The organism is Pseudomonas sp. 05L36 (genome assembly GCF_056398125.1).
Map to the genome: position 1 here is coordinate 51,402 of NZ_JBFTOU010000009.1, position 13,735 is coordinate 65,136.

General features: G+C 60.7%; 11 protein-coding genes and 1 other RNA gene. 4 read left to right on the forward strand and 8 right to left on the reverse strand.

Annotated elements, in window-relative coordinates:
- Positions 1–27: 27 nt before the first annotated feature.
- The 3 genes from hemN (at position 28) to AC1DKH_RS12310 (ending at position 2,867) form a co-directional block, all read left to right on the forward strand.
- Positions 28–1,410: an oxygen-independent coproporphyrinogen III oxidase gene (gene hemN / locus AC1DKH_RS12300; RefSeq protein ID WP_477798382.1), complete on the forward strand. Its 1,383-nt coding sequence runs from the start codon at positions 28–30 to the stop codon at positions 1,408–1,410.
- A 93-nt stretch (positions 1,411–1,503) separates the two neighbouring features.
- The gene (gene fnr / locus AC1DKH_RS12305) at positions 1,504–2,238 is read left to right on the forward strand and encodes a fumarate/nitrate reduction transcriptional regulator Fnr (protein ID WP_046041331.1); all 735 of its coding nucleotides are present in this window, start codon (positions 1,504–1,506) and stop codon (positions 2,236–2,238) included.
- Between the two features lie 80 nt (positions 2,239–2,318).
- Positions 2,319–2,867 (forward strand): adenine phosphoribosyltransferase, encoded by a 549-nt coding sequence (locus tag AC1DKH_RS12310; RefSeq protein ID WP_477753684.1) that lies wholly within the window; start codon positions 2,319–2,321, stop codon positions 2,865–2,867.
- Positions 2,868–2,956: 89 nt separating this feature from the next.
- Here AC1DKH_RS12310 and AC1DKH_RS12315 read toward each other — a convergent pair whose 3' ends face one another.
- From AC1DKH_RS12315 to dnaX, 5 genes are all read right to left on the reverse strand, one after another.
- A complete protein-coding gene (locus tag AC1DKH_RS12315; protein WP_477753685.1) occupies positions 2,957–4,105 on the reverse strand; it encodes an acyl-CoA dehydrogenase family protein in 1,149 nt (382 codons plus the stop codon).
- 164 nt (positions 4,106–4,269) lie between these two features.
- Positions 4,270–4,872: a recombination mediator RecR gene (gene recR / locus AC1DKH_RS12320; RefSeq protein WP_007995809.1), complete on the reverse strand. Its 603-nt coding sequence runs from the start codon at positions 4,870–4,872 to the stop codon at positions 4,270–4,272.
- A 79-nt stretch (positions 4,873–4,951) separates the two neighbouring features.
- Positions 4,952–5,986 carry an NADP-dependent oxidoreductase gene (locus AC1DKH_RS12325; RefSeq protein WP_477798294.1) on the reverse strand — a complete coding sequence of 345 codons (1,035 nt, stop codon included), beginning with the start codon at positions 5,984–5,986 and terminating at the stop codon, positions 4,952–4,954.
- Between the two features lie 271 nt (positions 5,987–6,257).
- Positions 6,258–6,596, reverse strand: coding sequence for a YbaB/EbfC family nucleoid-associated protein (locus AC1DKH_RS12330; protein WP_007971455.1), 339 nt, complete (start codon positions 6,594–6,596; stop codon positions 6,258–6,260).
- Between the two features lie 67 nt (positions 6,597–6,663).
- Positions 6,664–8,745 carry a DNA polymerase III subunit gamma/tau gene (gene dnaX, locus AC1DKH_RS12335; RefSeq protein WP_477753687.1) on the reverse strand — a complete coding sequence of 694 codons (2,082 nt, stop codon included), beginning with the start codon at positions 8,743–8,745 and terminating at the stop codon, positions 6,664–6,666.
- A 123-nt stretch (positions 8,746–8,868) separates the two neighbouring features.
- Between dnaX and AC1DKH_RS12340 the strand changes: the two genes are divergently transcribed.
- Positions 8,869–9,666, forward strand: coding sequence for a substrate-binding periplasmic protein (locus AC1DKH_RS12340; RefSeq protein ID WP_477798295.1), 798 nt, complete (start codon positions 8,869–8,871; stop codon positions 9,664–9,666).
- A gap of 60 nt (positions 9,667–9,726) precedes the next feature.
- On the opposite strand, the gene ffs is transcribed toward AC1DKH_RS12340, so the two are convergent.
- From ffs to ligA, 3 genes are all read right to left on the reverse strand, one after another.
- An RNA gene (gene ffs, locus AC1DKH_RS12345) (signal recognition particle sRNA small type) lies at positions 9,727–9,823 on the reverse strand.
- A 201-nt stretch (positions 9,824–10,024) separates the two neighbouring features.
- Entirely contained in the window at positions 10,025–11,188 is a 1,164-nt protein-coding gene (locus AC1DKH_RS12350) for a zinc-binding metallopeptidase family protein (protein WP_477798296.1), read from the reverse strand.
- A gap of 158 nt (positions 11,189–11,346) precedes the next feature.
- Complete coding sequence (gene ligA / locus AC1DKH_RS12355) at positions 11,347–13,704, reverse strand: NAD-dependent DNA ligase LigA (protein ID WP_477798297.1); 2,358 nt, start codon at positions 13,702–13,704, stop codon at positions 11,347–11,349.
- Positions 13,705–13,735: the final 31 nt, after the last annotated feature.

Sequence of the window (13,735 nt, forward strand, 5' to 3'; positions counted from 1 at the left end):
CAGCCTATCCGGGGGAATGCCCGCATGATGCTCGACGCCATTCGTTGGGACACCGATCTGATCCGCCGTTATGACCTGGCGGGACCACGCTATACCTCGTACCCGACCGCCGTGCAATTCAACAGCCAGGTCGGCACCTTTGACCTGCTTCATGCTCTGCGCGACAGCCGCAAGGCTCAACGCCCCTTGTCGCTGTACGTGCACGTGCCGTTCTGCGCGAACATTTGCTATTACTGCGCCTGCAACAAGGTCATCACCAAGGATCGCGGCCGGGCGCAGCCGTATTTGCAGCGCCTGGAACAGGAAATCCAGTTGATCGCCTGCCACCTCGACCCCACGCAGAAAGTCGAGCAACTGCACTTCGGCGGCGGCACGCCCACCTTTCTCAGCCACGACGACCTGCGCCAGTTGATGGCGCATCTGCGCAAACACTTCAATTTGCTGGACGACGACTCCGGCGACTACGGCATCGAGATCGACCCCCGTGAAGCCGACTGGTCGACCATGGGCCTGCTGCGCGAACTGGGTTTCAATCGGGTCAGCATCGGCCTGCAAGACCTTGACCCGGCGGTTCAGCGAGCGGTCAATCGCCTGCAAAGCCTGGAAGAAACCCGCGCGGTGATCGATGCGGCCCGCACCTTGCAGTTTCGCTCGATCAATATCGACCTGATCTACGGCCTGCCGAGACAGACGCCGGAGAATTTCGCCCGCACCGTCGAAGAGGTCATCAACCTGCAACCGGACCGGTTATCGGTGTTCAACTACGCCCACCTGCCGGAACGCTTCATGCCGCAGCGGCGCATCAACAGCAATGAGCTGCCGACACCCGCGCAGAAACTGGAAATGCTGCAGCGCACCATCGAGCAACTGATCACGGCCGGCTACCGCTACATCGGCATGGACCACTTCGCCCTGCCCGACGATGAGCTGGCGATTGCCCAGGAAGAATCGACCCTGCAACGCAATTTCCAGGGCTACACCACCCACGGTCATTGTGACTTGATCGGCCTCGGCGTGTCGGCAATCAGCCAGATCGGTGACCTGTACTGCCAGAACAGCAGCGACCTGACCGAATATCAGAACGTTCTTGCCACATCGCAACTGGCCACCAGCCGCGGCCTGCTGTGCAATGCCGATGACCGGCTGCGGCGCGCGGTGATTCAGCAATTGATCTGCAATTTCAGTCTCGAATTCACTGACATCGAACAGGCCTTCAACATCGACTTTCAAGGCTATTTCGGCGATCTCTGGCCCCAGTTGCAAGACATGGCCAAAGACGGGTTGATCGAACTCGATCGCGACAGGATCACCATCCTGCCCGCCGGGCGACTGTTGGTGCGCTCGGTGTGCATGGTCTTTGACGCATACCTGGAACAACACAGCCGGCAACGGTTCTCACGGGTGATCTAGAGCGCTGCGACAAAAGTGCCACAGGCTGGCCCCAATGTCCTCGGGTGAGTTACCCTTACGTCTTATGTGTGAATTCCCACAAGGATTGAAGAAATGTCCGAGCCAGTAAAACTGCGCGCTCATAATCAAGCCCATTGCAAGGATTGCAGCCTGGCCCCTCTTTGCCTGCCACTTTCGCTGAATCTGGAAGACATGGATGCGCTGGACGAAATCGTCAAACGTGGCCGACCGCTGAAAAAAGGCGAATTTCTGTTCCGTCAGGGCGATACCTTCGATTCTGTCTACGCAGTCCGTTCCGGCGCCCTCAAGACCTTTAGCCTGAGTGACACCGGTGAAGAACAGCTCACCGGTTTCCACCTGCCCAGCGAACTGGTCGGCTTGTCGGGCATGGATACCGAAAAGCACCCGGTGTCGGCACAAGCCCTGGAAACCACCTCGGTGTGTGAAATTCCTTTCGAACGCCTCGACGAACTGGCCCTGCAATTGCCGCAGTTGCGCCGTCAGTTGATGCGGGTGATGAGTCGCGAAATCCGTGACGACCAGCAGATGATGCTGCTGTTGTCGAAAAAGACCGCCGACGAACGCATCGCCACCTTCCTGGTCAACCTCTCGGCACGTTTCCGCGCCCGGGGTTTTTCCGCCAATCAATTCCGCCTGAGCATGTCGCGCAACGAGATCGGCAACTACCTGGGTCTGGCGGTGGAAACCGTGTCCCGAGTCTTTACCCGCTTCCAGCAAAACGAACTGATTGCGGCAGAAGGCAAGGAAATCCGGATTATCGACCCGATCCAGCTTTGCGCCCTGGCCGGTGGCTCGCTGGAAGGCTGAAACAAAACGTTGCGGCTGCGCGAAACGGTTCAGCCGCCGTTATACTGCGTCGTTTGCAGCCCTGCCAGGATTCTTCGACTATGGCCTTCGACTCCTTCGACATCAAATCCCTCATCCGCCCTGTCATCGACTTCCCGAAACCGGGTGTGATCTTTCGCGACATCACCCCACTGTTCCAGTCGCCCACGGCCCTGCGCCTGGTGATGGACAGCTTCGCCCACCGTTACGTCGAGGCTGACTTCACCCACGTCGGCGCAATGGACGCCCGTGGCTTCCTGATCGGTTCGGTACTGGCCTATCAGTTGAACAAGCCGCTGGTGCTGTTCCGCAAGCAAGGCAAACTGCCGGCCGATGTGCTGGCCGAGGGCTATGCGACCGAATACGGCGAAGCCTTCCTGGAAGTGCACGCCGACAGCCTGTGCGAGGGGGATTCGGTGGTGATGTTCGATGACCTGATCGCGACCGGCGGCACCCTGATTGCCGCCGCCAACCTGATCCGTCGCATGGGCGCGCGGGTGCATGAGGCGGCGGCGATTATCGATCTGCCGGAACTGGGTGGCTCGCAGCGTCTGGAGGACATGGGTATTCCTACCTTCTGCCTGACGCAGTTTGCGTTGACTGATAAGTAACAAAGGTCAAAAGATCGCAGCCTTCGGCAGCTCCTACAGGATCAAAGCCATCCCAATGTAGGAGCTGCCGAAGGCTGCGATCTTTTGCATTACAGCCCCATCTGCTTGCTGATGATCTCGTTCATCACTTCCCGCGTCCCGCCGCCAATCGACAGAATCCGGTTGTCGCGATACAGCCGCTCCACCAGACTCTCACGCATATAACCCAGCCCACCGAGTATCTGCACCGCATCGGAGACGATCCGGTCTGCCGTATCCGTCGCAAAGTTCTTGGCCATGGAAACCTCCTTGATCACGCTCTGCCCTGCCGCCATTTTCGCGGCTTGGCGATAAGTGAACTCACGGGACACCTCCAGCGCGGTCGCCATCTCGGCGAGGCGATGCTTGATCACCTGAAACTTGCCGATCGGTTTGCCAAAGGCTTCGCGCTGGCGCGCCCATTTCAGGCTCTCCTCCAGCGCCAGTTGTGCGGTCATGTTGGCCATCAATGCCAGGGCCAGACGCTCGCTCTGGAAATTGCCCATGATGCAGGCAAAGCCCATGTTCTGGGTGCCGATCAGATTTCCTGCGGGCACCTGGCAATCATCGAAGAACAGTTCGGCCGTGTCTGACGCCCACCAGCCCATTTTCTTCAGCTGCCGCCCTACGGTGAAACCGGGCGTACCCTTCTCGATCAGTAACAGGCTGATGCCGGCGAAACCTGGCTCGCCCGTTCGCACCGCGACGGTATAGAAGTCCGCGCGCACACCGCTGGTGATAAAGGTCTTGCTGCCACTGACCCGGTAGAAATCGCCGTCGCGCACGGCACGGGTTTGCAGGTTGGCGACGTCGGAGCCGCCGCCGGGCTCGGTAATGGCCAGGGCGCTGATCTTCTCTCCCGACAGCACCTGCGGCAGCACACGATCACGCACTTCGGGCCGGGCCCACTTGAGAATGGGCGGCAAGCCGATATCCAGCGAACCCAGGCCGGCAACCAGCCCGCCTGAGCCGCAGCGCATCAACTCTTCGCTGGCGGCCACCTTGGCGAACAGATCCCCTTCGTGGCTGCCTCCGTAAGCTTCGGGGTAACCGATGCCGAGAATCCCCGCTGCGCCGGCCTTGAGGTAGAGCTCACGAGGAAAGCTTTCGGCTTCTTCCCACTGCTCGATATCGGGAAGAATCTCGCGCTCGACGAAACGTCTGACGCTGTCACGGACCAATTGGTGGCTGGGGTCGAAGTATTCCTGAAAGGCAGACATCGGCGAGCTCCACTGAAGGGGTCAGTGAAGTTAACCGAGCGCTTGCTTGGTTTACAAGAGACAGATAGAAGATCAAAAGATCGCAGCCTGCGGCAGCTCCTACAGGGGATCGGTGTCTTTCTGTAGGAGCTGCCGCAGGCTGCGATCTTTTCGGCTTGATGCGATTACAACGAAATCGGCTTACGCCCCGCAAACGAATGCGCCAGCGTGCCGCCATCCACCAGCTCCAGCTCGCCACCCAGCGGCACGCCATGGGCGATGCGCGAGGCGATCAGGCCTTTGTTGCTGAGCAATTGGGCGATGTAGTGCGCGGTGGCTTCACCTTCAACGGTCGGGTTGGTGGCCAGGATGACTTCGGTGAACGTGCCGGCCTCTTCGATCCGCGCCATCAATTGCGGAATGCCGATGGCTTCCGGCCCCAGGCCGTCGAGCGGCGACAGATGCCCCTTGAGCACGAAATAGCGCCCGCGGAAACCGGTCTGCTCCACGGCATAGACGTCCATCGGGCCTTCCACCACGCAGAGCAAGGTGTCGTCGCGACGGGTATCGGCGCATTGCGGGCAGAGATCATCTTCGGTCAGCGTACGGCACAAGCGGCAGTGACCGACCCCTTCCATGGCCTGGCTCAGGGCCAGCGCCAGTCGTGAGCCGCCGCTGCGGTCACGCTCGAGCAACTGCAACGCCATGCGCTGGGCGGTTTTCTGACCCACGCCGGGCAGAATTCGCAGGGCGTCGATCAGTTGGCGAATCAAAGGGCTGAAGCTCATGGTGGAAAAGTCCGACAAAACAACGAGACGCGGTTTATACCCGCGCCTCGGTTGAGCGTCAAATTGCAGCGTCAATTACTCAGTCACGGACAACCCGAACCACCAACTTGCCGAAGTTGCGCCCTTCCAGCATGCCGATGAACGCGTCGGGAGCCTGCTCCAGGCCATCGACCACGTCTTCGCGGAACTTCACCTTGCCATCGCGTACCCACGGCGCCATGGCACTGAGGAATTCCGGCTGGCGATCACCATAGTCATCGAACACGATGAAGCCCTGGATACGCACCCGCTTGGTCAACAGGGTGCGTTGCAACAGTGGCAGGCGATCCGGCCCGCTCGGCGCTTCATAGGCGTTATAGGAGGCAATCAGGCCGCAGAGTGGAATCCGCGCCTTGGGATTGAGCAATGGCACCACGGCGTCGAATACCTTGCCGCCGACGTTTTCATAATAAATGTCGATGCCCTTGGGACAGGCCTGAGCCAGCTCGTCAGCAAAATCCTGACTCCTGTGGTCGATGCAGGCATCGAAGCCCAACTCGTCGACCACATAACGGCACTTGTCCGCGCCACCCGCCACGCCGACCACGCGCAAGCCCTTGATCTTCGCCACCTGGCCGACCACCGAACCCACTGCCCCGGATGCCGCTGCAACCACCAGGGTCTCGCCGGCCTTGGGCTGGCCGATATCCATCAGCCCCATATACGCAGTCATGCCCGGCATCCCCAGCACCCCGAGGGCCATCGAAGGACTGGGCAGGCCGTTGGGCACCGGGATGATGCTGCGCCCGTCATTGATGCTGTGGCTTTGCCAACCGGTGGCACCGACCACCAGATCACCCTCCTGAAACTTCGGATTGAGCGAGCGCTCGACCCGGCTGACAGCGCCGCCGGTCATGACTTCGCCAATTTCCACCGGTGCGGCGTAGGAAGGTGCGTCACTCATGCGTCCGCGCATGTAGGGATCGAGCGACAGGAAAACGGTCTTGAGCAGCACCTGGCCGTCGGCCAGGTCCGGCAGGGCCACCCGCTCCATGCGGAAGTTTTCCGGCGTTGGCGCGCCTATCGGGCGTGAAGCCAGGACAATGCGCTGATTGAGGGTCATGGGGTCGGACATGGCAGCGTCTCCTGTGATCGATGGGGCTCAGTGATATAGGGAGCAGACCTTTGTGGCGGTATGGCGTTCGATGTTTATTCAGTGAGGCCGAGGCGACATTATCGCTGGCAAGCCAGCTCCTACAGGGTTCTATGTCGCCCGAAAATCCTCTGTAGGAGCTGGCTTGCCAGCGAAGACTATTTCACAGGCACTACATGCCTGCCTGCCAGAAACAAAAATGCCAGGCGCGATGCCTGGCATTTTTGTAACTCATCTGTCGCCTGAAGGCGAATCAGAATGGCAGTTTCATGCCCGGTGGCAGTTGCATGCCGGCAGTCATGCTGCCCATTTTGTCCTGGCTGTTGGCTTCGATCTTGCGCACGGCATCGTTGACCGCGGATGCGATGACCGCTTCCAGCATTTCCTTGTCGTCTTCGCTCATGCCTTCAACCAGGCTTGGATCGATGGTCACGCTCTTGACGTCATGACGACCGGTCATCACCACGGTGACCATATCGCCACCGGCCTTACCGGTGACTTCGGCGTTGGCCAGTTCTTCCTGCATCTTGGCCATTTTTTCCTGCATCTGCTGCGCCTGCTTCATCAGGCCGGCCATGCCACCTTTCATCATGGTAATCACCTCAAAAGTACTTGGATTAAAACAGCGCCCGGCCCATGCGGCCGGGCGCCTTCAGTTATTAGCCCTGAGTGACCAAGGCGTCGACAGGTTCAATAGTATCGTTACGGACGACCGCACCGAACTGCTGCATCATTTGCTGGATGAACGGATCACCGTGGATCGATTCCTCTGCCTCGCGCTGACGGTTGGCGCGGCGGCGCGAAGCCGCTTGTGCCGGGGTTTCCTGCTCGGGCTTGATCAGCTCGATGCTCAGGGTCAGCGTGCGCTGGTGATACTGGTTAAGCGCATCGTTCAAGCGCCGCTGCTGAGTGGCGTTGAACAAGGCACTGTGGGCCGGGTCCAGGTGCATCAGCCAATTGTCGCCATCCACCGCGATCAGCGTGCAGTTGGCGGCGATGCTGCCGGTCATGCCGGAGATCGGCAATTTCGGAAACAGCTGCAGCCATTGCAGGGCCAGACCGGTGGCCGGCATTGCCGCGGGCTCAGGCTCGGGCTCCGGAGCCGGGTCGGCGGCATGCTCGCTGGCCAGCTCGTCGAGGTAACTGTAGGCCGAATCCATGTCCGGCTCGATGTAATCCTCGTCCAGCGGCGGCTCGTCATCCAGGTCCATGCCTGGCGTCGCGGCATCGACGTCGGCCACCGAAGGTTCCGGGATCGGCGCGGCGGCCCACTCCGGGGCGTCCGGCACCACGCTGTCCGGCGCCGGCAACGGCATCGGCGGTAATTCGGGTTGTTCGCTGGCGGTTTCCAGCACCGGCTCCACCGCCGGCTGCTGAACGGGCACGGGCTCGACCGGGTCGTTCCACGGCAGGTCGACAACTTCTTCGACCACGACCGCTTCAACCATAGGCACAGGCGCAGGTTCTGGCACAACGACCGGCGCTACCGGTTCCGGTGCAGGCGCTGGAGCCGCCACTGACGCAGCCGCTATCGGTGCAACGGCCGCAGCAACTACCGGCGCAACTACCGGCGCGGCAGCCACTGAGTTTGCGGAATCAACTGTGGCCTGGCTGATCCCCACTGGCTTTAGCGGTTGCCTCGGGGCATCCGCGGTGTCTGCGGGCCGGAACGCCAGCATCCGCAGCAGCACCATTTCAAAACCGCCCCGGGGATCCGGCGCCAGCGGCAGGTCGCGGCGGCCGATCAGGCCCATCTGGTAGTAGAACTGCACGTCTTCAGCCGGCAACGCCTGGGCCAGCGCCAGCACGCGATCACGGTCGCCGTGACCGTTATCGACGCCTTCCGGCAAGGCCTGGGCGATGGCAACGCGGTGCAGCACATTGAGAATTTCCGAAAGCACGCCGTTCCAGTCCGGGCCTTGCTCGGCCAGGTGGCGGACAGCTTCGAGCAACGCCTTGGCATCACCTTCGATCAGCGCATGCAGGACGTCGTAGACCTGCCCGTGATCGAGGGTCCCGAGCATCGCCCGCACGTCGGCGGCCATGACCTTGCCCTCACCGAAGGCAATCGCCTGGTCGGTCAGGCTCATGGCATCACGCATCGACCCATCGGCGGCGCGGCCCAGCAGCCACAGCGCATCGTCTTCGAACGGCACGTTCTCGACACCCAGCACGTGGGTCAAGTGCTCGACCACGCGTTCCGGCGTCATGTTCTTCAGGGAGAACTGCAGGCACCGCGACAGAATCGTTGCAGGAAGTTTCTGCGGGTCGGTGGTGGCCAGGATGAACTTGACGTAGGGTGGTGGCTCCTCGAGGGTTTTGAGCAGCGCGTTAAAGGAATGACTGGAGAGCATGTGCACTTCGTCGATCAGGTAGACCTTGAAGCGCCCACGGCTCGGGGCGTACTGCACGTTGTCGAGCAACTCGCGGGTGTCTTCGACCTTGGTACGGCTCGCGGCGTCGATCTCGATCAGGTCGACAAAGCGGCCTTCATCGATCTCGCGGCACACCGAGCATTCGCCACAGGGGGTCGAAGTGATACCTGTTTCGCAGTTAAGGCATTTGGCAATGATCCGCGCGATGGTGGTCTTGCCGACCCCCCGGGTACCGGTAAACAGGTACGCGTGGTGCAGGCGCTGGCTGTCCAAGGCATTGATCAGAGCCTTGAGCACATGGGTCTGGCCGACCATTTCGCGGAACGAGCGCGGACGCCATTTACGTGCAAGAACCTGATAACTCATCGAAAACCGTCGCAGCGAAGGAAGCAGAAGCGGCTAATGCTAGCGGAGCAAGGCACAAATTGCATCCGGTGCGCTCGTGTATTGTGGCTAAGCTGCACATCGGGGACATTTAACGGAGTGTTTATGCGGCTGGCCTTGGGGGCATTGCTGTTGATCAGCCTGGACGGCATGGCCGCGCAAACGCCGCTACGCTTCGTGATATCCGACAGCTGGACCATGCCCATGGTGCAACTTGAACAGGACAAACCGACCCAGGGCATCCTGTATGACATGATGCTCAGCCTCGCGACCCAGGTCGGCGTACCGGCCGAATTCCATGTATTGCCCCGCGGGCGGGTGCAAAGCGCCATGGAGCAAGGCGAGATCGATGTCCGCTGTTATGCCGCGCAATCATGGCTGCCTCATCAGTCCGGCGACTACCTCTGGAGCATCCCGCTCTTCACCCAGCCCGACCTGTTGATCACACAGAATGCGCGCCCCACCGCTGTGAACCCGGCGGATTTACCAGATCAGTCCATCGGCACCGTGCTGGCCTACAGCTACCCGACCCTGCAACCGCTGTTCGACACCGATCAGCTGCATCGCGACGACGCACGCAATCAGGAACTGGTGCTGGAAAAACTCCTCGCCGGCCGCAACCGCTATGCCGTCAGCAATCAATGGAGCCTTGACTGGTTCAATCAGCGCCTGCTGCCGGACCAACAACTGCACAGCGTGGCAGTACTGCAGGAGCAGAATCTCGGCTGCTACGTGCGCAACGACCCGCAAGTGCCGGTGCAGCGCATTTTACGCACCCTGGTGCGGATGAAGATGTCCGGGGAGATCGATGCGATAGTTCGACTGTATATCGGTGGCGAGCCTGCAGCTGTCGATAAATCGGAAACGACAAAAAACCGCCCCGGACAAGATCCTGGCAGCTAGCAAAAGTCTTTTTTCAGATAAATAACGCGAGAGAACACTCGCGTGGCGTTAAGGTGGTAACCCTACCAGCCACACCCCGGCACACAATGTCACCGCTGCGGCTGCTCCCTTCCAGGCCTGACCGGGTTCACGGCTGATCGTTGCGGGGGGACCGATAGGGTCACCATAACGACGCTCACCTGTCGGCGAGCCGCGCCATTGTACCTATCTGAGACGAAGTTACAACCGTTCGGGGATATTAAAAAACATGAGCTGCTTCAAGGACATGCGCTGGCCTTAAAAGATCGCAGCCTGCGGCAGCTCCTACATGGATCGGCGTACACCTGTAGGAACTGCCGCAGGCTGCGATCTTTTGATCCTATTGCGCCAACACCTCATCCGCCCGGCCGCCCTCCTGCTGAATCACCAGATGAATAAAGTGCAGCTTGGCAATGACGGCGGGCGGCAGGACAAACGGGTAGAAATCCGGCTGCCCCATGCTGCGCGATAGCTCGTTGAGCATGCCGGCCAGTTCGATCCACGCATTGACGAACGACAGAAATGCCGCGCCATCGGGATGCTGCGGATCATAGAGGGTATCCAACGGAAACGGCTGATAGTCGAAGTCCATGTCCCGGGCGCTCATGCCCAAGCCCAGCGCGGTGTCCACCGCATCCATCATGTGCAGGTAATGCGCCCAGGTTTCGGCCCAGTCTTCCCACGGGTGCATGGTGGCGTAGGCGCTGACGTAGTGCTGCTGCCAGTCAAGCGGCGCGCTCTGCTGATAATGTCGCTCAAGGGCTTCGGCATAGCTGGCGCGCTCATCGCCGAACAATCCGCGAAAAGACTCAAGCCACTGGCTATTGGCGATCAATCGACCCCAGTAGTAATGCCCGACTTCATGACGAAAATGCCCGAGCAAGGTGCGATAGGGTTCGTGCATTTGCACCCGCACCTGCTCGCGGTGCGCGTCGTCGGCTTCCTTGATATCGAGGGTGACCAGGCCGTTGGCGTGTCCGGTGGTCGGCGGTTTGCCTTCGAGGTCCACGCCGATGAAATCGAAGGCGAGGCCCGTGTCTTCATCGACGGTTTTGGGAATCACCTGCAACCCCAGGCCGAGCAGTTGCGCGACCAGACGCCGCTTGGCGGTTTCCACCTTGCGCCAGCGCTCGTGGTTGTCGGCTATCGACAGATCAGGAATGGTGCGATTGAGGCTGCAGGCAATGCACAAGACGTCATGGTCATTGGCTGGCAGCAACCAATTGCAGGCTGCCGGGGAGTCGAGGTTGGCGCAGCGTCGAAACAGGCCCGCCTCGGGATCGACATCAAGCTGCCAGGTGTCCGTTTGTACACCCGGTTGCAGCGCAGACAGGCGACTCTGCTCCGGCTGATAACCCAACGCCGCCGAACAGGCCAGGCACTGGCTGTTGCGAAAGAACAGCGACTGCCCGCAACGACAGGACCAGACCTTGCTGTTGCGCGAATTTTCGGCCATGAACGGCGCGGCGATGCGCGAGCTGAGCTGCTCGAAGAAAGGGTACATGGTGATCTCTCCCTGGGGCTTGCAGAGACTAGATCACTCCCGAGAGATGATCGTTCCCATGCTTTTTGTTGGAAAAATCAAAAGATCGCAGCCTGCGGCAGCTCCTACAGAGAAATGCGCTCTCCTGTAGGAGCTGCCGCAGGCTGCGATCTTGGGCGTCAAACCTGAATACCGTGACCTTTCAAGAATGCCACAAACGCCTCTTCATCCAGCACCTTCAGCCCCAACTCATTAGCCTTGGCCAACTTCGACCCGGCGCCAGGACCTGCGACCACGCAATGGGTCTTGGCCGACACCGAGCCCGCTACCTTGGCGCCCAGGCTTTCAAGTTTGTCCTTGGCCACATCGCGACTCATCAGCTCAAGCGAACCGGTCAGCACCCAGGTCTGACCGGCCAGCGGCAAGCCTTCGACGACCTTCTTCTCGCTCTGCCAGTGCATGCCGAAATCGGCCAGTTGCTTCTCGGCCGCTTCGGCCAATTGGCGATTTTCTTCGACCGCAAAAAACTCGCGTACCGAATTGGCCTGCTTCTCCGGCAGAGCCTGGCGCATATCCAGCCAATCTGCACCGATCACCGCCTGCAGCGAGCCGAATTTGTCCGCCAGTTTCTGCGCCCCGCCCGGCCCTACCGACGGAATATGCAGCTTGTCGAGGAAACCGCCCAGCGTGGTGCTCGCCGAAAACCCGGCGCCCAACTCGCCCTGATCCTGAATCTGCAAACCGTGCTTGAGCAGTTCAGCGATCACCTGCTGGTTATGCGCGTCCTCGAAGAAGCTGTGGATCTCGTACGCGACTTCCAGCCCGACATCCGGCAAGTACGTCAGCACCTGCGGCAAGGCCTGTTGCACCCGCTCCAGCGAACCCAGGGAGCGGGCCAGAACCTTGGCCGTCTCTTCGCCGACATCGGGAATCCCGAGGGCGTAGATGAACCGCGCCAGGCCGGGTTTCTTGCTGTCTTCGATGGCGCCGAGCAGGTTCTTGCTCGACAGTTCGGCAAAGCCTTCCAGGTCTACGATCTGCTCAAAGGTCAGGGCGTACAGATCGGCCGGCGAGCTCACCAGGCCTTCGTCGACCAGTTGCTCGACGCTCTTCTCACCCAGGCCTTCGATGTCCATGGCGCGACGGGAAACGAAGTGAATGATGGCCTGCTTGAGTTGCGCGCCACAGGCCAGACGACCGACGCAGCGATACACCGCGCCTTCGCTGACCGTCTCGCGGCCCTTGCTGCGTTTGATCAGTTGCGTGCGCTCGACATGGGAACCGCACACCGGGCACTGCTCGGGAATCTGCACCGACCGGGCGTTTTCCGGACGGCGTTCCATGACCACTTGCACCACTTGCGGAATCACGTCACCGGCACGGCGGATGATCACTGTGTCGCCGATCATCAGGCCCAGGCGTGCCACTTCATCCATGTTATGCAGTGTGGCGTTGGCCACCGTGACACCGGCGACCTTGACCGGTTTCAGTCGCGCCACCGGCGTCACCGCCCCGGTGCGACCGACCTGGAATTCCACATCGAGCAGTTCGGTGAGTTCTTCCATCGCCGGGAATTTGTGGGCGATGGCCCAACGCGGCTCACGGGCGCGAAAGCCCAGTTCACGCTGGGAAGCAATGCTGTTGACCTTGAACACCACGCCGTCGATTTCATACGGCAGCGCGCTGCGACGCTCACCGATGTCGCGGTAGTAATCCAGGCACTCGGCGATGCCGTGCGCCAATTTCAGCTCATGACTGATCGGCATGCCCCAGGCCTTGAGTTGCTGCAGATTGCCGATGTGCGTATCGGCAATGTCCGCCGACACCTGGCCAATACCGTAGCAGCAGAATTCCAATGGGCGATTGGCGGTGATCTTCGAATCCAGCTGGCGCAAACTGCCCGCCGCTGCGTTGCGCGGGTTGGCGAAGGTCTTGCCGTCGACTTCCAGTTGCGTGGCGTTGAGCCGTTCGAAACCGGCCTTGGACATGAACACTTCGCCGCGCACTTCCAGGGTCGCCGGCCAACCGGTGCCGTGCAGCTTGAGCGGGATATTGCGCACGGTGCGCACGTTGACGCTGATGTCTTCGCCAGTGGTGCCATCGCCGCGGGTGGCGCCGCGCACCAGTACGCCGTCCTGATACAGCAGGCTGACGGCCAGGCCATCGAGCTTGGGTTCGCAACTGTACTCGACTGTCGCGCCGCCACCGAACAGGTCGCCCGCTGGCAAATCCAGGCCCTCGGTCACGCGGCGATCGAACTCGCGCATGTCGGTTTCTTCGAAGGCGTTGCCGAGGCTGAGCATCGGCACTTCATGACGCACCTGGGTAAACGCCGACAGCGCCGCGCTGCCCACTCGCTGGGTTGGCGAATCGCTGGTGATCAGTTCGGGATTGGCCGCTTCCAGCGCCTTGAGCTCGTTGAACAAGCGGTCGTATTCGGCGTCCGGAATGCTCGGCTCGTCGAGCACGTGGTAGCGATAATTGTGCTGATCCAGCTCAGCGCGCAGCTCTAAAATACGGTTCTTGGCGGCGGTCATGGGTGTTCTCTCATAAAGCAAAAGAGCAGCC